Consider the following 24,571-nt stretch of genomic DNA (forward strand, 5'->3'; position numbering starts at 1 on the left):
TTGCTAGATGCGTTTCCCCAAAAAAGAGAAGTTCTATCTTAGGAACCTACAAGCTTCCATTTTTGCAATCACGGTTTTTGGCATATCTGAGAGTTATTTATTTACTCAAAATTGGGCAAACTAAAACTACATCATAATCAAAATCTGGAATAGTATAAAACGTCAGTATACATTTACCTTTTTTTTTGTTTGGTCTAGCATGTTACGCCAGTTGTAATAACTGTCTTAGTTGCCAACTTCCAGAATATAGTTTCAGCGCTATTTGAGAAGACTGAAAAAAGCTAGTCCACTGATGGACTTTAACTACTAGCCTGGAAAGTGATTTCTAGGCACAACAATCAGATACAGCAGTTTGTAACTGAGTCAGGTTGAGAATTTAGGTTTGACAGCCAGAAATGAAGGCTGTTTAACTTCTGAATTGTCTGTTCTGAGTTCAGCAATTCTGCTGTAGAAGTTTGAACGCACTTTTGAACCCACATACTTACAACTTGCTTTTAGAGTCGAATTTTCTATGTCAGACCCCAACATTGGTCGCTTACTCAGCAAACGCTACCAACTCCAAGAGTTAATCGGTACTGGAGCGATGGGTCGAGTTTATCGTGCTAAGGATATTTTGTTGGGTGGTGTACCTGTTGCTGTGAAGTTCCTCGCTTTATCAATCCAAAATGAAAAGATGCGACTGCAAGACCGTTTTGAGCGAGAAGCGAAAACTTGTGCTTTACTAGGGCAAAAAAGCATCCATATAGTCCGAGTCATGGACTATGGCGTAGATGACAATAATACTCCGTTCTACGTCATGGAATACTTACAAGGACAAAGTTTAAACAATATTATTCGCAAGCAACGCCTCCCTTTGCCAAGATTTCTGAGCATGGCGCGTCAACTCAGCTTGGGTTTACAGTGCGCTCATGATGGTATCCCAGTTGAGGGTACAATTTGCCCAATTATCCATCGTGATGTCAAGCCAAGCAATATGCTGGTGATTCAAGATCCGAGTTTCGGAGAATTGGTCAAGGTTTTGGATTTTGGGATTGCTAAGTTATTACAGTCAGACGGCGACCATACAAAATTTTATTTGGGAACATTGGCTTATTCTTCTCCCGAACAGATGGAGGGAAAGGAATTAGACAACCGTTCTGATATTTATAGTTTGGGCGTAATGATGTTTGAGATGCTCACAGGCAAAATGCCATTGGTAGCACCGACTCATTCTTTTGGAGCATGGTATAAAACACATCATTATCAAAAACCGCGTTCTTTTACTGAGGTTTCGCCGGGGTTAGAACTACCAAGAGAAATAGAAGATTTGGTGATGAGTTGTCTAGCTAAAGTACCACGCGATCGCCCCCAAAGTATCAGCGAAATTCTGAAAGTTTTAGCATCAGTAGAACAGCCAGACCACACGCGCAAAATTAAACAGAATAATTATGCCCTAGTTCCTACTACATTGACCGTTAGCGCTGAGGTTGAGCAAAAAACGAAAGCCGATTTGCGGATATCCTCGTCAAATGATGAAATTGCTAACACCATTTCCTGGCCTCAAAATAAACCGATTGCTGATATTGTCTTTCCTCAACCCGTACATACAAATGGAGAGGTTTTACCAGCGTTGTGGGTAATGCTACCCCAACTGGAAATTCAAAAGCGGTTAGTTTGTACGCGCTACAATCAATTTCTTTTCATCTCGGTTCCCCACCCGATGCTGTTGTGGATTACCGTCATTTACAACCGCAAACACGGTGCTAAATGGTTACATTACTACCTCGACCTCAAAACCAGTCTCGGTCAAGAAATTGCCCGCTTGCTACACCAAACAGGTTATTACCGTCTGTTATTTTTCGCACGAGAAACACCAAGTCGCTGTACTCATATCCTGCTTTCAAGTGTCGCCTCTGCCCAACGTCAACGACTGCAAGAGTGGGTCAAAATCAGCAATACGTTTACCTCTTCTGCCGATCCGCAAATTAGTAAAAATTTACTCAAAAGCGAATACGAAAAGATTAAGCCCCAAATCCTGGTAAAACTCGAAAGCATTGATACAGACTCTCCATACGATCTTTCCAACTAAAAATAATTTATTAATGTTACATCTTTACTGTGTAACAAAGAGTATCCAATCAAAAATTGTAAATTTTTATAAACAAAGTATATATAATGTTCTAACTTCTAGTTATATGTATAAATAGTGAAAGTACTAGCTGCAAAAGTTAGGCTGTTTAATTGCTCTGTAGGTATTTCTGTGTACATTATGTAGTTTGGTATAAATTTACGCAGGTGTGATTATCACACTATCTAAGATACGAGAAGAAGTTTGGCTAAAGTACACACTAGATTTGAATCAAAATCTGAACTTAACTTTAGAACCTAGCAACTCAGCCTTAAAATAGTTCGATCGTTGATTCTTGATTAATTTATTGAGTTTGTTTTTTGCTACAGCCTTGTAGAGTTTTTTATCGGAGTTGACGCCCCGGCATCCCCAGCTCTTTTCCTCCGTGGGAACCAAGCAAGAGAAGGAGGTCGCCCACTGCGACATCAGAAGGATTCTATGCCATAGTGGAACCCGAATCTAAGCCCCACTGGTGCTTCAGAAGTTCTTGATAGGTTGCTTCGCGCACTACCATTTGTTCGTACAGCTTGACCAAAAAGTCTTTAGCCTGTTCGTGGCTCATATGCTGCACCTGAGTGGCAAATGAGCAAATACTGAACTGCTGTTCTAAGGATAATTTCATTGGTTCGTTCATAAGTAACTCCGAAAAAACAACGCGTAAATGGTGATATGGTGATATCGTTTGCAGAAGTCCAAATGGGATAATACTTGGACTTGTATCTGTCCCGCATTTGTTCCTCCGTATTAAGAAAGATAACAAGTGTTTGACAGATTGCCCACATCCTAAGTGTAGAATTTTTCTGCTCTGATATCTTGCACCTAATCCCACTGATATACCACCCAAGTCGGCCGAGTCATATTCCAGAAAATATGCTCTGCTTTGTACTAGAAAAGTACATTGACCTTCTTTACTCCTTTCTCCTTGGATAATCTAGGCGTTATGCCTAATCATCGATAGTTTTCCTAGTTAAGAAAAACTTCAGATGGCTCTTCCCATGTATGGAAAAACTTTCCAAGCTGGGAAGTTGGAGGAGGTCGGGGAATAAATGGTAATAAGCGTGAATTATAGTCGCTTTACCTCATTACGTGCAAGATGTCAATTTACTAATTTATGGAAATTTAGCCTCTTTAGGTAACTTTGGAGGCTAAGAGTATTAGTATCAAATTGTTAAAAGCAAAAATGCTCAGGCTGAACAAATTGATGGGTATATTTACCGGATTTGTGATTGGTCATTAGTCATTAGTCATTGGGCAAACAGGGCATGGGGAAAGGGAAAGGGGTAAGGGGGAAAGATTAAATTTATTCCTTTTCCCTTTTCCCTTTAACCTTTCCCCTACTTCGCCTGCTCCCAATGCCCCATACCTCATGTCCAATGAATGATTAGGGATTATTTTCTTCGAGTGAGACGATGACAACAGTAATGTTATCGTGCCCTCCTTGCTCCTTGGCAGCCTCAACTAGAGAGATGGCGGCTTTATCTAGCCAAGGAGTGTCTTGGAGGCAGCTAGCAATCTTTTGCTCTACAAGTTCTTCTGTGAGACCATCACTACATAGAAGTAAGCGATCGCCAATTTTAACATCGAGTGGTTGCACGTCAATCTGATGCAGGTCTTCCCGCCCCAAACAGCGCGATAATACATGACGAAAAGGATGTAATCGTGCTTCATCTGGGGTGATGTCACCGATTTTGATTGCTCGTGCTACCCAAGTGTGGTCTTCAGTGACTTGTTCTAATTGTGATTCTCGGAGGCGATATAGCCGGGAATCGCCAACATGAGCGCACCAAGGCGGTTCTGGAGAGCGAAAAATTACCGCTACAACCGTTGTACCCATATCGGCGCGTTCGGGATGATTTTGCTGATCTTGCAAAATCGCTTGATTGGCATCCCATAAAGCTTGTTCTAGCAATTCTTGAGAAGACTTTGGAGATTCCCAATTTGCTATTAAATACCGTTGAATTTCCGTAGTGGCAATGCGACTTGCTTCTTCTCCTCCCGCATGACCACCCATACCATCAGCAACTACAAAAAATCGTCCTTGTGGATCGACATAGTAAGCATCCTGATTATTAGAACGAATAAGTCCCGGATCGCTAAGACCGGTGAAATTAATTTTCATAAATTTTTTCAACAATTAATACATACGGTCATAACGGTCGAGGCGTAGAAGTAGTCTGATCAGAATCACTGAAATTCCTGCTGCGATAAAAGTAGGCAGCAGTGCTAACCATACAAAATTCTTGACTACTAAAATAGTAGCTGAAAGCGTGAAACCACTGATTAACAGAGCATAGCTCATTGAAAGCTGAATATTACTCTGGCGCCGCAGCAAACGTTCTGTTTCTATAGACCGAACGCGCAGGCGCATGTCTCCCCGTTCTAACTTTTCTAGGGTATCCTCTAACCTACGTGGTAGACCTAACGCAGTACTACTTACTTGAGCTGCTTGACGACTCAATTCGTTAAGAAAGCTATTACCCTCAGAACCATTCATATCGGTCATAAGCTGCATTGCATAGGGTTTGGCAACTTCCATAAAGTTAAACTCTGGATCTAGACCCTTGCCTACCCCCTCTAGGGTAGAAAAGGCTCGCATCACAAAAGTGAAAGTTGCTGGAAATCTAAATGGTTGATTATAAGCTATTTCGTAAAGATCGTCGCTAATTGCGGCTACTGATTGGTTTTCAAAGGGTTTATCCATGAAATTGTCCAGCATATATTGGACAGAACGCCGCACTGGGCCCATGTCATCTACTGGGGCGATCGCACCTAAATCGATCAGAGATTGTACTACGCGATCGCCGTCTTTTTGGGCAATGCCAAACAGGGTTTGCATCAGTCCTTCACGAATGTTGGACTTTATTTGCCCCATCATCCCAAAATCGTAGAATATCAAAGCACCATCGGGACTGATGGCAATATTGCCTGGGTGGGGGTCGGCGTGGAAAAAGCCACTATTGAGTAACTGTAGCAAATAGGCTTGAGCGCCTTGACGAGCGATGGTTTTTCGATCTAAACCGGCTGCTTCCAAAGCTTCGTATTGGCTAATTTTAATTCCAGGGACATATTCCAATGTCAGCACGCGAGAAGTAGTGAAGCGCCAGTAAACTTTTGGAACTTTTACCCAATCGTAGCCGCGAAAGTTACGGCGAAAAGTATCAGCGTTACGACCTTCATTGAGATAATCAATTTCTTCCCAAAGAATGCGGCAACATTCTTCATAAATACCAAGCCAATCTCGTCCCTTCCCCCATTTGGGATGGTTTTGAAAGTAGCGGGTAATTCCTTTAAGAATTTGTAAATCTATTTCAAATAACTTTTTTAATCCCGGACGTTGCACCTTAACTACCACTGCTTCGCCACTGTGCAACACAGCTTTGTGTACTTGCCCCAAGCTAGCAGCGGCTAAAGGAATCGGTTCAAAATTTTGAAAAAGTTCAGGAATTTTCTTGCCTAGTTCTTGCTCAATAATCGATTCTACTTGTTCATAGCTAAATGCTGGTACTTTGTCTTGTAACTTTGCTAGTTCTTCTACATATTCAACAGGGAATATATCAGCACGAGTAGAAAACAATTGCCCAACTTTGATGAAGGTTGGGCCTAAGTCTAGCAGGGTATTACGAATCCAAACTGCTTGGGTTTTGCGTCTTGCAGTTTGCTTGGCTTCAGTCACACCACCTGGATAACTCCAAGATTTGTTGTATAGCCAAAGTCTGAACAATAAGGTCAATACAAAAGACCAAATGTCCACAAAACGCCGTCTGCTGGAGTATTTTTCCCTATTCCAACGGTATGCCTTATCTGAATAACCTTGTTCCATATACTCCATTTACCGTTGGTTTCCAACCGAATTATCTGCAAGAAAAGACACTCTGATTCCTAAACTGTTTTTATATGTCCTTTGTCATTTGTCCTTTGTCAGTTGTCCTTTGTCTTTTGGATAAAACTAATGACCGATGACTAATGACTAATGACCAAATTACGCAGAAGTTCTGCGATGATGTTGCAATTCTGTTCGCAATAGGGCAATTTCGGCTCGCAATTCATCAATCTCTGCTTGCACGTCTACTGGCCCTGAACCGGGTTGCCTAGTGGTTGTGCTACCTTGAGTAGTATTAGCGGCTTCGGCTGCTCGATTTGCCCGCTCTAGGACTTCTTCTGTAAATTGGCGCAACTGCTCTCTAGCTTCAGCATCAAATTTGCCCAGTTCGCTCAAAGCATCGGTCAAGGCGACCTCTAAACGCTCGTTCACTACTTCAGCTACCGCTCTGCCTACAAAAAAGGCTTGTACAAGGGGGTTACTCATAAATTTTTGTTACGTTCATCCGCAAAAGAATTATAACTTGACTGTATGCTTTGCGGCTTCTGTTCGAGAGTTAGAGATTTGCCGAACAGGCGATCGCTAGACTAGTTTGTTTGCGTAGCGATCGGAGTTCTAACAAGTTTCCGTCCCCTGGGTTATACCATTTCACCCTAAGATTGATACATTTAGGCAACCAGGGGAAGCTCTTGAGGCAATGTTATATTAACAGTCGAGTCGATTATTAGACTATATCCATCGAAGGCAATACTTTGCTCAAAGCTCTTGGGAAGTATTGCGATCGCCCTATTTTTTCTGTTCTCTAACTATCTCTGACATTCCAGTAACTCTTGATAATATTGCTCAAGTGTACTTGGTAAATAGGTTGTCATTTGTAAAACTTGTTCTTTCAATTTAAAACCTTGAGTAATATTAATCCGACTGAGAAAATCTAAATCGTGGGAAATTACCCAAATAGCTCCTTGATAGTCGTTGATACCTATTACCATTTGTTCGACGGTTTCAATATCCAAGTTATTAGTTGGTTCGTCGAGAATCAGTAGGTCAATTTCAGAGATACTAATCATAGCGATCGCCAATCTTGCCAGTTCGCCACCACTGAGTACAGATGCACTTTTATTAATATCATCGTATTTAAACAGAAAATGTCCGAGTTGTTGCCGTAAAAGCTGATAGCTGAGATTTGGATTGGCTGCTTGCATATTTTCCAGAATTGTGTATTGGTGATTGACCAATTGATATGTTTGATCGAGATATATAGCTTTCATCGTTGGTGCAAGCAAAACTTCGCCTGATTCCAAAACTGCAACTTGGTTTTCCATTCCCAAAATCGCCTTTACCAAACTTGATTTACCGGAACCATTGGCGCCGACAATGGCAAGGCGATCGCCAGAAGAAACATGCAACTGAATGTTGTGTAAAAGTACCCGTTCTGATACCCGCAGATTCGCGCCTTGAATATCAATTAAATTTTTACGCTTTTGGCTTTTCTCTTCTAGTTGGATACTGGTTACTTTTGTTGTTTTCACTTTCGTATCGACAACTTTTTGATTAGCTTTAGCTACTGCTGCTTCATGTTTTCTTTTGGCATTTCCGACTGATGTTTCCGCTTTAGTTTTAATCAGTCCGGCTGCCATTCTGTCGATACTACCATTGAGAAACTTACCACGACCGTTGCGCTGAGCTTGGGCTGCACGCTGTTGTTCCTGCATAGCCGAAGTCTGAGCGCGTTTGAGTTCCTTTCTGGCGACTTCGTGCGATCGCAATGCTGCTTCTAACTCAATTTCTTTCTGTTCTCGATAATGAGAAAAATTGCCTCCATACACTTTCAAACCAATAGGTGTAAGTTCCCAGGTAATATCTGTCACCTGGTCTAAGAAAAATGGCTTGTGGGAGACAATTACAAACGCGCCATTGAAATTACCAAGAAACTCTTTTAAACTTTCCAACGCTTGCAAATCCATGTGATTAGTTGGCTCGTCCAGCAATAACAAATTTGGTTCTTGAGCCAAACCAATTGCTAAAAATAATTTTGTCAATTCTCCACCACTCAAGTTATCTATAGGTAGATAAACGTCAAGATTTGTATTGAACTGTGCTTGCAAAATTTCCTCAATCTTCCACCATTCATCCGAGATATAAATCAAAAAACTTAGTACTGAATCTGACTTAATTTCTTGCCTAATAGTACTGATTTGGGGCAAATAATAAACAACGCCATGATGCCAAACTGAACCTGCGCTGGGTGTAATTTGACCTGCAATAATCTTGAGTAGGGTTGATTTACCTACACCATTGTTACCGACTAAAGCAATAGAATCGCCTGCCTCAATACTGACCTGAACTTTTTGAAACAAAGTTCTTTCTAAGCTGAGTTTATAGGTTAAATTCTCAGCTAATAATATTGATTTTTTCTGCATTCTTTTCAAACCTCAATTCCCAAACTTCTACCCGCGCATTCGCAAAGATTTCGGGTAGATGAGACATAAAACAAACTCAGCCGCAGAGACTTGCCCAGCGGTTTGATGTAGATAGTAGTGATGACAATATCTTTAGTGCATGACTATGTGAAGTAACCCTGTCAAACTAGTTGCCTTTATTCTTTGTTGACATTTGTTGCTTTGGCGCAACAGGTGTTTGGTACTACTTCATTTGTGCTATCTCGTTAGAGTTGTGATGAGGTTTGATATTGACTACAGTGTAGCATAAAGGAATTCCGCAAAAAGAGCGATCGCTTTTTTCTTCTCTGTGACCTCTGTGTCTCTGTGGTGAATAAAGATTTTGGCGTTGCTGATTGAAAATATGAATTTAGCTCACGCAGAGGAGCCACTGCGTTGGGCGGGTTCCCCGACTTGAAGCAAGTGGCATCGCGCAGAGAACGCAGAGAAAAGAGTTTTAGGAGACGTTAATTTAGTGCGATCGCTTTCACAAAATGATTGCTATGTATATAAATAAATATTAAGTTGAATCTATGTCTACCAAACAAATTACAGAGTATTTCAACTTCCTGTCTTCTGAAGACATTAGACTTAAAGATTCAAGAATTGGGATTGAAATAATTCTTTACTAGCCTCAAACTTTTACCAACTGTTGACTAAAATAAAGACGATATAATTCACACATGACAAAAGCTTGATTGCCATTTAGTAGCACTAAACCCATGCTTTCCAGTTTATAAGCAGCGATCGAATCTAATTCTACTTTCTCATTGCTGGCTATTACCTGTTGCATCGCAGACATTAATTCTGGTTCTTTTTGTAGCAAGTTCAACAATTCTCGCAAATGCTGGGTGTAAATTCCCATCGGTGTCGATGCTGTTTCTAATAATATTTCTAAGGTCATTTTTTCCCCAGATAAATGATATAGTGCAAGGCTTACCAAATAAGGATGTCCCCCCACCATTTCTTGTAGAGGTTCGAGGCGTTTCGACCCTTGGGAATCTCGCGCCCACTCTAACCCGTAACGCAATGCTAAATCCTGCACCTGGTTCTTCGTAAATGGTGGCAGAGTTATTGTAATTCCTACATTAAAAGGCGATTGGTTGAGCTTTAAAGGAACATAAATTTCTGTGGTGTGAACTACCACCATTCGGAGTTTTTGCCATGTTTGGTCTTGCTTTGCTTGTTCGTGCCAAAATCGCAGCATCGGCAAAAAGTCTTGGGCAATCTTTGGGTGTTCAAAAACTCGTTGAACTTCATTCAAAGCTAAAACCACAGGATTTTCAGCAATGTATTGTAATATATATGCTTCAAAATAAATTTTGCAGCTGACTTTGCTGCCCATGTCTGTATCCCAAAAATCATCTAGACACGGAAGCAGGTTTAACTGCCTGCTGACATAGATACAGAACCATCGTAAAAATTTATCCAAGGAAGAAAAAACTTCTTCGTCAGCTTCTCGAAAGTCCAAATAGACAATTTGATAATCCTGTTCTTTAGCATAAGCAATCATTCGGTTGAGTAAGGAACTTTTTCCCATTTTCTTGGGTGCTTTAATTCTGATTAAGCAACCAGGATGTATCAATTCGCTACAAATAAGCTCTTCTAATGGAGGGCGATTAATGTATAAAGGAGAACCTACTGGCAAAGGGCCGCTAGGAAATTCCATTTTGCCAGGTGAAAATAAGTTTGGATAAAGCTTTGTGAATCTGAATTTTTTGTTGACAGGTTCTTTTTGTGGTTGATTTTGCTGTTTAGTTATCCCTTGCAGGTATTTGCTCAACACTAGATGCAAATTTTTTTTTGTTATTCTCTCTCCAGATGCCTGGGACAAGTCTTGCCACAGCTGAGAGCCAACTTGCTTTATGTAGTTGCTACCATAACCTGTTCCCTCTGCCATCTCATCGTAAGTTTTACCCAACCACGACTGATACAGCACAAACCACTGAATGGAATCGAGAGGCCTGCTTTGTAGAATTCTTTCAACAGCGTCTAGCAATTCTTCCACGGTTATTAAAAGTTAAACATTTAGTAAAATTACAGATTTCCTTTGGCTTAGTAATAATATACAACCGAAAAAATACTTGAATAAAGAAAAATCTATGATTTTCATTATGTTATTAAAATCAACAGTATTAAAATACTTCTTAAGTATATTTGATTACATAGTATGATATATTGACTTGTGCGATCGCACTCTAATTATTACGATAGCCTCATGTTATCAGTGCCGTCACGAACTAGATAAGTATTTTTACTTTAAAAAGCATGTAAAATCTTGATTGCGAATACTTCTTTGGAGCAAAGTATATGTGTTACTTAGTAAGTTATGTAAGCTAACGCACTATCAATAGCTTAATGATGCGGTACTTTCGGCGATCGCACATCGTACAATTTAATCAATAAAACGTTTGTTGAGATAGCAATTACGAATTAGAAATTTATGCCAGAAAACCAAGAATTTTCATCCGAAAAAAGTTCTTCCATTAAAAACATTTTAATCTTAGGTGCAACCGGCTATATTGGCGGAGCGCTGTGCCGTAAGTTTTCCCAGACACCAGATTTCGCCGTATTTGCACTTGTGCGTCCAAGTAGTGATGTTGAGGCGATAAAGCCTTTCTGTAAGGAAATAATCCGTTCTCAAGAAGTAAACTTTTCTACCAACGATGTTACCCAAGCAATTCGCAAGCATAATATCACAACAGTAATTAATGTAGCTTGGCACATGCCCCCAGAACCAACTAAAGAAGCTCAATTTGCCAAAGACAGTATGGCATTAGAAGCCGCTTTACAGGGTGCTAAGGCAGTTTCACCAGATATTCATGTAATTACAACCAGTGGAAATTTCTCTTTGGTTACTGCCGATGGCGGACGAATCACCGAAACACCTCCACCAAAAGGTTATACACTGCCGGAATATTTAGTATGTATTGATTTATTAGTAGGTGTAAATGTGTTGAAAGATAGGCTAGTAGAAGAATATATCAGCAATGGAGGTAATGCTTCCATTTTGTATCCTTCATCAGTCTATGGTAGTGCCCCGACTCGTGGCAGTTTCTGGGATTTTGCAATTCAACAGTTCATTACAGGTAAACCACACCAAGGCTATCAACCATTTCCACCAGATTTTATGACGGCGTGGGTTCATGTCGATGATTTGGCAGACTGCTACATTGCGGCTGCGCGAAAAGGCACAAAAGGAGGACATTACCTAGCTGCGCCGGAAAATTTGAGTATTAGTCAGATGTCTACTTTGTTTGCTCAGGCTGCTGGGGTAGAATTCGTTGCACCAGTCTTTGAAAACAAAGACAAAGTTATATTTGATGATTCTTATACAAGAGAAGTACTTCAACTTCAATGGAAGTATAAAGTCGCTGATGAAGTCAAAGATTGGGTAGAGAGAATAAAAGAGTTAGGAACTTATTTTTTAGAGTAAACAGGCATTAGGCGCAAAAACTCAAGCAAAGACTAGATGGAAAATTTTGTTGTGCCGGTGGAAGTGTCAAAATATATATGTAAACTTTATTTACAAAATCAGTTATGCCGAAAGCAATTTGGAATGGTGCAGTTTTAGCCGAGAGCGATGATACCGTAGTTGTGGAAGGCAACCATTATTTTCCATCTGACACAATAAACAAAGAGTACTTCACTGAAAGTAACACTCACACTACTTGTCCTTGGAAAGGTGTTGCCAGCTACTATAGTATCGAAGTTGATGGACAAGTCAACAAAGATGCTGCTTGGTATTATCCCAGCGCCAAGGAGAAGGCTAAGAATATTGAAGGCTATGTCGCGTTCTGGAGAGGCGTAAAAGTCGAGGCTTAATAAAAGTTTCTGGAAATATTTTATTTCCGGAGAATTGATTGAGTATTTGCGGCAATCATCAAAGTAACTTTTCTTTTGTGGAGGTTGGCTTGTGTTAACCTCCACAATATTAAACTATTTAGCGATGGCTACGCCCGCCGCAGACATCGCAGCCAGTTTTTCAAATCCAACCACTCACCACAGAACAAGCGAATGAACGCTGACGATCTGACACTATGCTTTATTCATTGATAAGTTTTGCTTAATTTTTGGTGAAATTCACATAAGCTTTATCACAAATAGAGAAGCATTCTGAACCAAACAACTTGTGTTGGTAAGCAACAAACAAACTGTGGTGACGACAACAACTTTATTGTTAACGTCCGCTTCTGTATAGCTCTCTAGTCCGCACGGACAGGCGAGACGCCCATCCCACAAGAATAAAACTAATGCACTAAATTAGCTGTGTCAGTCCACTACGAAAATTTATGGCGTTGCTGATTGAAAATATGAATTTAGCTCACGCAGAGGCGCAGAGTCCCAGAGAGTAAGAGTTGAGAAGAGTTGATTTTTTAATTTCATATTCAAATTCAGCAACGCCAAATTTCTGAACGGTATTAGCCCATAATTGTCCCAGTCCCTAATCCCCAGTCCCCAGTCCCCGGCTCAATTAGATGCTGCCTTTTGTGCAACATTATGAATTATTTCTTCCAAAGTTTGGAGTAATTCTTGTTCGTTGTAAGGTTTAGAAAAGTAAGCTCTAGCACCTAATTGCATAGCCAATTGCCGATGTTTATTACTGCTACGAGAAGTTAGCATTGCCACTGGAATATTTTTTGTATCAACGTCCGAATTTACCTTACCTAAAAAGGCATAACCATCAAGACGAGGCATTTCAATATCACAAATTACTGCTTCAACTCTCAATCCATTTTGGAGTTTTTCTAAAGCGTCTTGACCGTCTTTGGCTTGCTCTACTTGATACCCTCCTTTTTCCAGGGTTAAAGCTAAGAAGCGGCGAACATTAATTGAGTCATCTACAATCAAAATTGTGCCTTTGAATTTATTAGATGCTGCTGAGATTTTTTCTTCATCAAATATCAGGAACGGTGTCTTTAATCTTGCTGATGGTAATTGAGTGCCTCTAGGAGTCCGCTGATTGCTAGCAATCCAATACAGCAATTCATTGATATTAACTAATGGTACTACTCGACCATCTCCAAGAATTGTACAGTTGGTAAAGCCTTGAGGTAGAGGTATATTTCCTTCGATTTGACGAATAGCAACTTCTTGTTCGCCCCAACAACGGTCTATTTGTATTGCTACTGGTTGATTGTTACCTTTAACTACTAACACGCTGTTAACATTAATTGCTGCTGGAGTTTCTAATTCTGCGCTATCGTAACGCAGGCAATTAAATTGTAAGTAGCGACTCAAGCGAATTAGTGGTAACATTGTTCCTTGCCAATTGAGAACTTCGCTACCCGCCATTTGGAAGACTCGCTCGTTTTGGAGTAGGGATATTTCGGAAATAACATCTGTGGGAAATGCCAATAGCATTTTGTTAATTTCTACTAGCAAAACTCGTCCTACAGAAAGTGTAAATGGCACTGACAGGGTAAAGGTGGTACCAACTCCCGGTTCGGTATCAACTTTGATATCTCCTCGAACCAATTTAAGGTTGTTGCGAACTACATCCATACCAACACCGCGACCAGATAATGTTGTCACTTGGTCGGAAGTGCTAAAACCTGGTTCAAAAATTAGTGATAACAGTTCTTCATCGCTAGCATTAGTAATAAGAGAAGCATCTAATCCCATAGCTAAGGCGCGGGTGCGAATTTTCTCTAGAGAAATGCCCCAACCATCATCACGTATACTAATATGTGTGCGATTGCTATGGTGAGATGCTTTAATTTCAATTAATCCTTGTTCTGGTTTACCAAGGAGGCGACGAGTAGCAGCATCTTCGATACCATGATCGAAGGCGTTTCTTAATAGGTGCATTAAAGGCTCGTTCAATGCTTCTAAAATGCTGCGTTCAATTAAAGTATTACCGCCTTCAATTTTTAGGTGTACATTCTTTCCATACTCTACATTTAAGTCGCGTAAAGCTCTTGGAAAACGCTCGACTAAATCCGACAGCGGTCGCATCCGGATATGATTGAGTTTTGTTTGTAATTGTTTTGATGTTTTGTTGAGTTTGCGAGCAATTTGATCTGTATCGTCTACACTTAATTGCACGTCAGTTGTGACTTCTTGCAGTTGAACAATGGTTTCCATAACTTCCTGCGATCGCAGGTTTAAATCGTTATGGCGATCCATCCCTAAATTGTCTGCGTCTGGTATATAATTTTCATTTTCCAGTGGCAATTGCCCACCACTAGCCACGGCGAATTGAGTTGAAACTTTCGCGTAAGCTGTACGTAATTCTTGGTTCTCTCTATCGAGAACTTGCACTCGCTGGTTGAGATTGCGGACGAGTTTGCGTAATCTTTCTAGTTGGGCATTTAAACCATTCCGCTGAACAATCAGTTCTCCAAATAAATCATTGATTTGTTCGAGTTGTTTGCTGGGAACTCGAACGTTATTTTCTTGAATTTCCCGTTCCTTACCAACAGTTAATTTGCCATCTGGAGCATGACTTTCTCTAGCAAATATTGTATTTTGCTCTGTAATATTTACAGCATTAACATCATCGGTAAATTCTGCATCTAAAAATGTAAAATTGGCAGCGACTGTTTCATCTTTATTCTCATTTTCTGTAGATGTTGACACGATTTCTGTCTCTAGGATATCTGTGTCAGTTGCATCTGTAGCAATAAACTGTGGTATTACTTCTGTTTTTAATATTGGCTGGGATTGCGTAGAATTCCCAAATTGAATCTCTGTAGGTAAATTATCTAATTGATTTGTCAGTACCAAAGCTTGCGATCGCCGCCATGCTTGCAATGCTAACTGAGCAATTTCATAAATGCTATCGCTGCTTGCAGTGGCCAATTGCTGGGTTACTGACTCACAAAGTTTGCTAAAAGCTGCCAGTTGCAGCATTTCTCCCAAGCCGCCTAATTCCGCTGCCATGACGGCGAATTCTTCTTGTAAATTAGACTGCTGGCTATTTGCCAACGCAGATTCTAAGCGCTGCAAACATTCCTCTACTTCTGTTTCAAATAGCAAAGGAATAACATCTTGCCCATCTTCTGGAGATAACATGGTTGTCGCATCTTCAGGGCTGGGGTCGCCCAAACGTTCGTGCAACTCATCAAAAATTGGGTAACAAAAAGTTGCTAACCACTGTTCTTCAACCAGATTTCCTTGTGCCAGCAAGTCAACAATTTGACGCAACCAATCAACACCAGAAAGCAATAAACTTTGTAACTGAGTATCAATTTCTAAAGAATTTTTGCGAGTTTTTAAAACTTTAAAAGAATCTTCTAAACGATGAGATAAATCGCTGAGGGATTTAAATCCCATCATCCCCGCGCCGCCTTTAATAGAATGAGCAGCGCGGAGTGCAGCATTAATTTTATCTAAATCGATGCGGTTACTAGTATCGATTTCCAGCAATACCCCTTCCAAGGTATTCAAGTAATCAGTTGCTTCTTCCAGAAACTGCATCTGGATTTCTAATTCTTTGTCATTTAGCATTATTTTTGTCCTTAGTCATTGGTCATTGGTCGTTAGTCATTAGTCATTGGTCATTAGTCATTAGTCATTGGTCATTAGTTATCGATCGTTGGTCATTAGTTTTATGCAAAGGACAAAGGAAAACTGACAAAAGACGAAGGACAACTGACAAAAGACAAATGACAAATGACCAATAACTAATGACCAATACTTAACTAACTTTGAAAGTTCCGACAGTCTCTTGCAATTGCTGGGAAATCTCCACAGTTTCTTGCAGAGATTGGGAAATTTGCACAGAAGAGTCGCTGGTGCGTTGTGATACGGCAGCGATGTCTTTCATCAATTGGCTGACACTTTGTGATGTTTCTACTTGAGATGCAGTTGCATTAGAAATTGACTGCACTAAGAAGTCAATTTGGCGCGATACATCCAAAATCTGACTTAGACTTTCTTTTGCCTCCTCTACAATTCGAGTACCTTCCGCCACTTGGGTAGTGCCGATTTCCATCGCCTGCACCACTTCGCTAGTTTCTCGTTGAATATTCCCGACAATTTCTTCAATTTCCTGGGTTGCAGCGGCACTCCGAATCGCTAGTTCGCCGACTTCTTCTGCAACTACAGCAAAACCCTGACCTTCTTCACCCGCGCGGGCTGCTTCAATACCAGCGTTAATGGCAAGCAAGTTAGTTTGAATAGCGATTTGATTAATTAACGAAACCACGCGAGAAATTTGTTGTGAAGATTCGCCAAGACGCTTAACTTTTTTGGCAGTTTCACCAACTGTTTCTCGCATAGACAAGATATTTTGTACTGTCAAATCCATCGCGTGCCCGCTCTGAGTGGCGTTGTGAGCAGCATGATTGGCAACAAAAGCTGCTTTTTGGGCACTTTCGGCTACGGCTTGCATAGATTGGGTCATTTGGTCAACAGCATCGAGAGTGCAGCTAATTTGAGAAGCTTGGGTGAGTGCTTGCTCTGCTAATTGGCGGATGGCTCCTTCGTTAGAGCCGATGGCAGTATTTACTTGAGTAGCGGCTTGTTTGACTTGGGTAACAATATCACGCAGACTTTCCACTATGGAGTTGAAAAAGTCGGCAACAGTACCTATTTCTCCAGCAGTCACGTCTGCACGCACTGTCAAGTCGCCTGTGGCTGCACCTTCGATGTCATCGAGTAGTTCTAAAAGTTGTTGTTGCAGTACTTCTTTTTCGTGCCTATCTTCATCAGAACCTTTGACTGCAACATTTTTGGCTTGTTCTATTTCCTCTAGTAACTTAGCTTCTTCTAATGCATAACCGATTTGAGTTGCTATGTGTTGAAACAAGTTAATTTCAGGCTGTTGCCAAACACGAGAAGTCTGGCAGTTATGAGCAATTAATAAGCCGAAAATTTGTTCTTGGATAATAATCGGTGTAATCAGATAACCTTTGACGGCAAATTTGTCTAATAGTTGAATATAACTATCAGCATTTTTCAAGTTTTGGTCTAGATAAATGTTGGCAACTGCTTGCACTCGGTTATCTTGATAATTTTCTATATGCTGTTCCCAAAAATAGCGATCGTCGATTCGCACTCCCATCGCTTCTGGCCAATTGCCAGTTAATGATTCAGCAACAACCACACCATCTTTAGTCTCTGGATTCAAACGATAAACAATTACCCTATCTGTTTTGATGGCTCGATGAACTTCTTTAACTGCTGCTTGATAAATATCTTCTGTTTTGAGAGTTCTGCGAATATTTAAGGTAATATCTGCTAGTAATTTTGACCCATCAACATCTAGTTCCTGTTCCTTCTGTTCCTTAGACAAGACTTCTAATTGTTCGGCCATCTGGTTAATATTTGCGCTCAATACCCCAAATTCATCTTCTCTTCCAGCGTCCAAACGGGTATTTAATTTACCTTGATTTAGCTTTGTTAATGCCGCAGTTGCATTGAGAATTGGCTGTGCAGTTAGTTTCGCTAACCAAGATGCGATCGCTGCGACAATCAAAGCTGTCAGTCCAGTACCAATGCCTATAATCCACAACAATTGTCGTTGCGGTTCAAATACAATTGCTGTGTCTGTAGATAAGAGTACTTGCCAATTTAAATCTGGCAGTTCAGCTAACTTAGCCGATGGTACGTAACTAACTAATTGTTGTTTTTTATAATTTTTGGGAACTTCAATAAAACTATCTACTTTTTTTGCTGTTAGCAGTTTAGCTAAACTTCGATATTCTGCCTTTGCTTGTTTACCCAAGAATTTTTGTTGCGGACTTAAAAAAATTGTCCCCGCAGCATCAAGTAAATGATATTTTTGCCCATTGGCTGCGTAGTTTTTAATGACTTCATCTAAAGATTTGCCAGGCATCCGCGCTCTAACTATGCCAATCGTTTGCCCTGTATATGTATTTTTAATCGGCGCAGCTATGTAAATATTCACTGCACCAGTATTTGCTACTGCTTCTGGATTACTAATAACAGGAGCATCTTTTTGCAGAACCTCTTGAAAATACTTCTGGTCTTTTTGGTTTTCCAGGACTTCGCCTGTAGATTGAACAATTAAGTTCCCAAGGCGATCGAAAATAGCAACACTATCATAAGCTTGGTAAGCTTCAACAACACGATTTAATACTGCTTGCTTTTCTTCACTACTTGTGCTGTTGCTAAGTTGAGAATTTGTTAAAAATGGCAAACTAGATATTACTTGGATATCTCCATAGCGTCCCAACATGAAACGGTTGATTTTATCGCTCAAACCAGTAGCTTGGGCTTGTTGAGACTGGGTAATTTGCTTAGTAATGGATTTGTTGGCAAAGCCAAAAGCGATCGCACCTATAGCCAAGACTGGTAGCGTACCAATGGCGATCGCCAAAATTGTCGCTTTCGTAACTAAACTCAGCTTTGTAAAATAGCCGAAAGCTTGATTTCCAGAAGAATTTCTAGCAGTTTCAGTAGTCGCCTTACTTGGCAGCATTACTACACTTCCAGTTACTTTTTGAGATGAAATTAACGATGCTCGATTTTGAGGACTACTACCATTGTTTGTGCCAGTTTTATTAAACATAAGATTATTTCTCCAATATGTGAATAAGTCAACTAAAAAATATTTTTATTAAAGAACTCTGAATTATAACTCCTGAATTTTGAATTCTGAATTCTATTTACCTAATCACTGCGGAGAATAGAGGATTGCACAATAGCTTGAGAATCTAACACTAGTAATATTTCTTTTTCTTGCACTACACATCCACATAAATAAGGAACTAAACTCGATGCTACTTGTCCTATAGGAGAATGAATTTCATCAGCAACAAACCTAATAGTACCTTTGATTTCTTGTACAACTAAGCCTAACAAAAGTGATTCGACTCGGATCACGATCGCACTATACTGCCGCACCCGATAATCAAGAGATTCTAAATTCAGCATTCTTGGCAAATCAACTACCCAAATTATCCGACTGCGCCAATTCATTAACCCTAATATGCAAGGAGGCATATTAGGCATTGAAGTAACAGACTCAACAGGCACAAGAATTGCTTCTTGAGTATGCTTCATTGACAAAACTGCACCAGTTTGTTGATTTAGCTGAAATTTTAAATAACCGTCTGCTAAGTTATTTTCGCCTGGTTTTGGGGAAAGTGTAATGTTTGTACTAGTCATTGATTCAAATTACCACTGATTTAATAGTGCGTAAGAGATGTTCGCGGGTGTAAGGTTTAGTTATATAAGCATCTGCACCTTGTCTCATCGCCCACAAACGATCGATTTCTTGATTTTTAGAACTACAAATTATAATCGGCACTTTTGCAGTAATTGGATTTCTTCTGAGGGAACGGCACAACTCAAATCCACTCATTTCCGGCATCACAACATCAGTAACAATTACATCTAGTTTTTCTAACACAGCTTTTTCTAAATCTAAAGCTTCTTTTGCACCAGTAGTTTTAATTACGTTGTAACCACTTTCTTTAAGATAATGGCTCATTAATTCCAATTCACTGGGAGAATCTTCTACAATTAGAATTGTGCCAAGTAAAGTTAGGCTCACTATAAATCTCCTAAAAATAAATTAACAGGAGTCAAGAGTCAGAATTTTTAATTCTAAATTAATCCAGATATTTAAAAACCATTTTTAGCAATTCTGACTGGGTAAAAGGCTTAGTCAAATATCCCGATGACCTCACCATTTTAGCCTTTGCCCTATCAATAAACCCTGTTCTGCCAGTCACCATAATGATAGGTATATTTTTAAAAGCTGAATGTTTCCTTAACAAAGAACATAGCTCATAGCCATCTAAAGAAGGCATTTCAACATCTAGCAAAATCAGATCGGGCTTACACCGAAGAATTTGCATTAAAGCTTTCACTGGATCGTTAATCATTACCACTGAAAATGTGTTTTCATCCAAAAAGTGCTTAATGGAATTCAACACTGTTTGACTATCATCAATGCAGGCAATTGTATATGTATTTTTGGCAACAGGTAACTGAGTCGTTAGATTATTATTCTCAGAAATATCAAAATTGATTTGTCTGGGAGATTTTTGCCCAAGTTTGATTTGCAAATTTGGCAAAACTTGAGAACTAGCACCAGCAGGAATTGATGATTGGATATTTTGCCGATTTCTTAACTGCTTTTGACAATGTTCTACAAGTAATCGCAAATCCAGACGACAGAACTTTGGTAGCTCATCTAAAGAGTTCTCTGGACTAAATTCATAGCTACCTTCTTTCAAGCACAGAAATGATTCCAGTACTTCTTTTGCTAATTCGTCTATCAGAGTTCCTGCTTGCACAGGAGTAATTAAATCTTGATTTACTAACCAGCAAATAGCTTGATAATCTGCGTTTGGTATTGATTGATGTTCATTTTTCGTCTCAAACATCAGCCGCATCTGGATGCGAGTCGCGCTGTTGAGAGCAGGAATTTGCTGACTCAAGCGCCGCAAGTGACTATCAAGTCGCTCAAACAGTTTATCTGAATAGGAGGCATAAGTAAGTTTACCGTCCTCTAGATAAATTGACCAATAAACTATCCCAGTAAATACGCTTAAGCAACCTGTAGCACGCCGACTAGTTAATTGTGCCAACAGAGATAGCGGATGTAGTTTTTGGAACAATCTGTAGCTACCTATAGGAGTTGTGCTCATTTTGCTTTTACTCAGCTAAATTCAGTAGGTGTAAGCTAAATTCGTACAGAGTTCTTCCACAATTCAAATTCAGTAAAAGGCTGCAAAAGTTTGTATTTTAAAGTACACAAATTTGTCCTCTAGGATTTGTGGTGAAACTCAACGAAAGCGGCGTTATTCTCAAATGCTCAAATCTCAGTAAATTCGTAAATTTTGATTAATTTACTTCCTGTTACTGAGATATATAGACATTCTTGAAAAGTAAGACATAGAAATGTCAAGACTAGATGAAGCCACTTTCCATTGAGTAACCCCATTCTGACCACAGAAATAATACTGATTTTATTAAAATAATATCTTTGAACTCCTGTATTTACACTTAAGGAAAATCAAACTTTTAAATATATCAGTACTAAATAAAGCTACTTTTGATTAAGTAGTACCGTTGTGGCAACAGAGATAATACTGATTTGTTTTGAAAAAAAAATACGATTCAGAAGTCAGAATCCAGGAGTCAAAATAATATAATAAGTAAAATTTTATATTTTAAAAAATAGTTTACTGATTTGGGAGATCTGGTTGTCCAAAAAATTTGTCCGATGGCACGGAGTATCCGCCAATGGCGATCGCCGTAAATCCAGCCCAGTAGTAGGGATTTGCAAAAGGTAGGGGTTGACGTTGCTTAATTAGTTTCAAAGATTCTTGAAATCTGATGCGTTGTCCTACTCTTAGTTGAGCAAGGACTTTATCAATCTGGGGTTTGTGTTCTTCCAAAAATGTGTCTAATTCCTCAATAGTCAGATTTCAGTGATATTGCCTAGTTCCAGGCAAGTTTCTACAATACTAAGATAAAGTCGGTATAACAGAAAATTGCTGCTTCTATATTTTCAGCTTTTTCTCCACGGATGCGGTTACTGTAGGCATTACCAAGATTAAGTTGAGTTGCTGCCCAATCTTGAGGGAAACGCTCACGAGTGCATTCTTTTAACGATTCTTGATAACAGTAAATTGCTGTTTCTAAACTGTCGGCTCGTTCTCCAAAGATGCGATCGCTGTAGGCAGCACCCATATCCTTAAGTATCACACTCCATTCATAGGGATTGGCATTGCGAGTATATTCTTGTAATGCTTCTTGAAAACAAAAAATGGCTGTTTCTATACTCTCAGATCTTTCCCCACGGATGCGATGGTAATAAGTATTACCGAGATGATATTGCGATCGAGCCCATATTTGGGGAAAACGTTCGCGAGTAGATTCTGTCAGTGCTTCCTGAGAATAGGCAATCGCTCATCCTCCTACATCTACATTCAGCAAAAAAACTAGCTATTGAAACTTTTAAGATTATCCCTAAATTGAGGTAACACAAGGATGCAATCAATGGCAGTTTCAGGTAACGCGAGGATGCGATCGCTACATAATTACGAATGACGAAATAGAAAATCCTTTATAATACTGTACTATGCCAGCAAGGGACATCTTTCACAACGCAGTCAAAAAAGGACTAGAAAAAGAAGGGTGGAAAATTACCCACGATCCTTTACCTGTCAGTTTCGAGTTAGGGGATATGTATATAGACTTAGGTGCCGAAAGAATTCTAGCAGCAGAAAGAGAGGGTGAAAAAATTGCTGTGGAAATTAAAAGCTTTTTTAAAACATCTGCAATTTCTGAATTTCACACAGCTTTAGGACAGTTTATTAACTATCGACTAGCATTATTTGAACAAGAACCAGATCGTACTCTCTATTTAGCGGTTCCCATCGATACATATACTTCCTTCTTTACTATCAGACTTACAGGACTTACGCAACTGGCACAGGCGATCGCTAAATTTTAGTACGGATGTATTAAATAACGACGCCACTAGCACAGGGCGATCGCCAATAAATAGTACTTTAGTGCTATAAAAATGCAGATGAAATGAACTAGAGTACAAATGTAAAATGTCCCTTTTTACGCCAAACTTTTGGGCTGCGGCTCAGGCTACTGTAACGAATACTTTTGAATATGAAGTTTACTAAATTAGATTATTGCCAGTATCTACTTAGTAGCCAAATTAATTATACGATGACTAATTTGGCAGAGCATTTAGAGAGTATTAGCCATGATGCAATTAACTACTATTTGAAGAGAGAAAAGTTAACACCGCGGTTACTCTGGGATAATGTGAAAGAGGTAGTAGAACCTGATGACAATGGTTACATAATCTTTGATGATAGCGTTTTAGACAAAAAGTATTCTGAAGAAATAGAAATAGTCAGGAGACAATATAGTGGTAATGAGCATGGTGTAGTCAAAGGAATTGGTGTAGTCATCTGTGTATACGTAAACCCTAAAGTGCAAAAATTTTGGGTAATAGATTACCGCATTTTTCATCCTGATGCTGATGGTAAAACGAAGATAGACCATGTGAAAGATATGCTGCAAAACCTTGTATATCATAAGTTTTTATCATTTGATACTGTTTTGATGGATACATGGTATGCAGTACACAGTTTAATGCTTTATATTGATAGCCTAGACAAAATATATTATTGTCCTTTAAAAAATAACCGTTTAGTTGATGATACATTTAGTAAGGAAAAATATAAACGGATTGAATTATTATCATGGAGCAAAGAAGAGTTAGAATGTGGGAAAATTATAAAAATTAAAGGGTTCCCAGCTGATAAAAAAGTGAAACTATTCCGGGTTATTGTTTCTACCAACAGAACGGATTACGTCGCCACTAACGATTTATCTCAAAGTTCCACGGATGTTGTACAACAGGTGTGTAAAATTCGTTGGAAAATAGAGGAGTTTCACAGGGAGATTAAACAATTAACTGGCATTGAATCTTGTCAATGCCGTAAAGCTAGGCTCCAAAGAAATCATGAAAGCTTCGTGCAATGTTAGTTTGGGTTAGGTTAAAGAATTTAGCCTATACTAGTGGTCAAACTATTTATCAAATCAAGTATAACTTGCTTTCTAATTATTTAATTGGGCAACTAAAACGCCCAAGTATTCTTATGTGCTTGGTTTGATTGAAATTGTCCTGTGGCAGGGCTGCGCCCTGCCCGCTATTTGTGCCAGTTGCGTAAGTCCTGACTTATACAAAACGTTATCAAAACATATCAACTTAAATTGATTACTTATCAGCCTGTAACTGAGGATATTGTCGAATGGATAAACTAAAAAAATATCAACAAATAATTCAGCAACTTCTCCAAGAGTATGCTGCAATTTCTAGTCAAGATCCAGAAATTGAAACCCAATTAATTTTTGACACAGAACATCACCACTATCAACTTGTAAATGTCGGCTGGAAAAATCAACGTCGTGTTTATGGTTGTTTTTTACATCTAGACATCAAAAATGGTAAAGTTTGGCTGCAACACAATGGCACAGAAAATGAAGTAGGAGAAGATTTAGCAAATTTAGGTATCCCCAAGCAGGATATCGTCATCGGCTTTCATTCGCCATTTAAGCGCCAATTTACAGATTATGCTGTGGGTTGAAGAATTCAGAATTCAGGATCCCCTACGTTAAGCAAGCTACAGGAGTCAGAATCATATCAAGCACCTTGTCACAGAATTGAGTTTGCGTTGCCAATTAACTCGTAGCCGCAGAAATTCCTCAAGATGAATTGTTTTAGTTTTTCATCCACAGGGTGTTGAAAAA

General features: G+C 39.4%; 18 protein-coding genes and 1 pseudogene. 6 read left to right on the forward strand and 13 right to left on the reverse strand.

Annotated elements, in window-relative coordinates; all coding sequences use genetic code 11:
- The first annotated feature begins 511 nt into the window (after window positions 1-511).
- Complete coding sequence (locus NSTC745_RS30285) at window positions 512-2,068, forward strand: serine/threonine protein kinase (RefSeq protein ID WP_445634313.1); 1,557 nt, start codon at window positions 512-514, stop codon at window positions 2,066-2,068.
- Between the two features lie 475 nt (window positions 2,069-2,543).
- Here the strand turns inward: NSTC745_RS30285 and NSTC745_RS30290 are convergent, their stop codons facing one another.
- The 6 genes from NSTC745_RS30290 to NSTC745_RS30315 form a co-directional block, all read right to left on the reverse strand.
- Window positions 2,544-2,741 (reverse strand): NblA/ycf18 family protein, encoded by a 198-nt coding sequence (locus tag NSTC745_RS30290; RefSeq protein ID WP_096537979.1) that lies wholly within the window; start codon window positions 2,739-2,741, stop codon window positions 2,544-2,546.
- 747 nt (window positions 2,742-3,488) lie between these two features.
- Window positions 3,489-4,226 carry a Stp1/IreP family PP2C-type Ser/Thr phosphatase gene (locus NSTC745_RS30295; RefSeq protein ID WP_445634314.1) on the reverse strand — a complete coding sequence of 246 codons (738 nt, stop codon included), beginning with the start codon at window positions 4,224-4,226 and terminating at the stop codon, window positions 3,489-3,491.
- 15 nt (window positions 4,227-4,241) lie between these two features.
- Window positions 4,242-5,927, reverse strand: a complete 1,686-nt coding sequence (locus NSTC745_RS30300; RefSeq protein ID WP_445634315.1) for an ABC1 kinase family protein — start codon at window positions 5,925-5,927, stop codon at window positions 4,242-4,244.
- 159 nt (window positions 5,928-6,086) lie between these two features.
- Window positions 6,087-6,413, reverse strand: a complete 327-nt coding sequence (locus tag NSTC745_RS30305; protein ID WP_096537982.1) for a DUF6825 family protein — start codon at window positions 6,411-6,413, stop codon at window positions 6,087-6,089.
- A gap of 320 nt (window positions 6,414-6,733) precedes the next feature.
- Window positions 6,734-8,347, reverse strand: a complete 1,614-nt coding sequence (gene abc-f, locus NSTC745_RS30310) for a ribosomal protection-like ABC-F family protein (protein WP_445634316.1) — start codon at window positions 8,345-8,347, stop codon at window positions 6,734-6,736.
- A gap of 652 nt (window positions 8,348-8,999) precedes the next feature.
- The gene (locus NSTC745_RS30315) at window positions 9,000-10,379 is read right to left on the reverse strand and encodes an AAA-like domain-containing protein (RefSeq protein WP_445638723.1); all 1,380 of its coding nucleotides are present in this window, start codon (window positions 10,377-10,379) and stop codon (window positions 9,000-9,002) included.
- 429 nt (window positions 10,380-10,808) lie between these two features.
- On the opposite strand from NSTC745_RS30315, the gene NSTC745_RS30320 reads away from it, so the two are divergent.
- The gene (locus NSTC745_RS30320) at window positions 10,809-11,801 is read left to right on the forward strand and encodes an NAD-dependent epimerase/dehydratase family protein (protein ID WP_445634317.1); all 993 of its coding nucleotides are present in this window, start codon (window positions 10,809-10,811) and stop codon (window positions 11,799-11,801) included.
- Window positions 11,802-11,905: 104 nt separating this feature from the next.
- Window positions 11,906-12,190 carry a DUF427 domain-containing protein gene (locus NSTC745_RS30325; RefSeq protein WP_445634318.1) on the forward strand — a complete coding sequence of 95 codons (285 nt, stop codon included), beginning with the start codon at window positions 11,906-11,908 and terminating at the stop codon, window positions 12,188-12,190.
- A 645-nt stretch (window positions 12,191-12,835) separates the two neighbouring features.
- Here the strand turns inward: NSTC745_RS30325 and NSTC745_RS30330 are convergent.
- From NSTC745_RS30330 to NSTC745_RS30360, 7 genes are all read right to left on the reverse strand, one after another.
- Entirely contained in the window at window positions 12,836-15,817 is a 2,982-nt protein-coding gene (locus NSTC745_RS30330; RefSeq protein WP_445634319.1) for a hybrid sensor histidine kinase/response regulator, read from the reverse strand.
- 190 nt (window positions 15,818-16,007) lie between these two features.
- Entirely contained in the window at window positions 16,008-18,845 is a 2,838-nt protein-coding gene (locus tag NSTC745_RS30335) for a methyl-accepting chemotaxis protein (RefSeq protein WP_445634320.1), read from the reverse strand.
- 101 nt (window positions 18,846-18,946) lie between these two features.
- Window positions 18,947-19,444 (reverse strand): chemotaxis protein CheW, encoded by a 498-nt coding sequence (locus tag NSTC745_RS30340; protein WP_096537990.1) that lies wholly within the window; start codon window positions 19,442-19,444, stop codon window positions 18,947-18,949.
- Window positions 19,445-19,448: 4 nt separating this feature from the next.
- The gene (locus NSTC745_RS30345; protein WP_096537991.1) at window positions 19,449-19,832 is read right to left on the reverse strand and encodes a response regulator; all 384 of its coding nucleotides are present in this window, start codon (window positions 19,830-19,832) and stop codon (window positions 19,449-19,451) included.
- A gap of 58 nt (window positions 19,833-19,890) precedes the next feature.
- Window positions 19,891-20,934 (reverse strand): response regulator, encoded by a 1,044-nt coding sequence (locus tag NSTC745_RS30350; RefSeq protein WP_445634321.1) that lies wholly within the window; start codon window positions 20,932-20,934, stop codon window positions 19,891-19,893.
- A gap of 537 nt (window positions 20,935-21,471) precedes the next feature.
- Window positions 21,472-21,687, reverse strand: coding sequence for a hypothetical protein (locus tag NSTC745_RS30355; protein ID WP_445634322.1), 216 nt, complete (start codon window positions 21,685-21,687; stop codon window positions 21,472-21,474).
- A 61-nt stretch (window positions 21,688-21,748) separates the two neighbouring features.
- On the reverse strand, window positions 21,749-21,997 hold the full coding sequence (locus tag NSTC745_RS30360) for a hypothetical protein (protein WP_445634323.1): 249 nt from the start codon (window positions 21,995-21,997) through the stop codon (window positions 21,749-21,751).
- Between the two features lie 376 nt (window positions 21,998-22,373).
- On the opposite strand from NSTC745_RS30360, the gene NSTC745_RS30365 reads away from it, so the two are divergent.
- The 3 genes and pseudogenes from NSTC745_RS30365 (at window position 22,374) to NSTC745_RS30375 (ending at window position 24,408) form a co-directional block, all read left to right on the forward strand.
- Window positions 22,374-22,748 carry a XisH family protein gene (locus tag NSTC745_RS30365; RefSeq protein ID WP_445634324.1) on the forward strand — a complete coding sequence of 125 codons (375 nt, stop codon included), beginning with the start codon at window positions 22,374-22,376 and terminating at the stop codon, window positions 22,746-22,748.
- 170 nt (window positions 22,749-22,918) lie between these two features.
- Window positions 22,919-23,934: pseudogene (locus NSTC745_RS30370) on the forward strand (IS701 family transposase).
- 138 nt (window positions 23,935-24,072) lie between these two features.
- Window positions 24,073-24,408: a XisI protein gene (locus tag NSTC745_RS30375; RefSeq protein WP_414570245.1), complete on the forward strand. Its 336-nt coding sequence runs from the start codon at window positions 24,073-24,075 to the stop codon at window positions 24,406-24,408.
- The last annotated feature ends 163 nt before the right edge of the window (window positions 24,409-24,571 follow it).

Source organism: Nostoc sp. DSM 114161, from assembly GCF_052692665.1.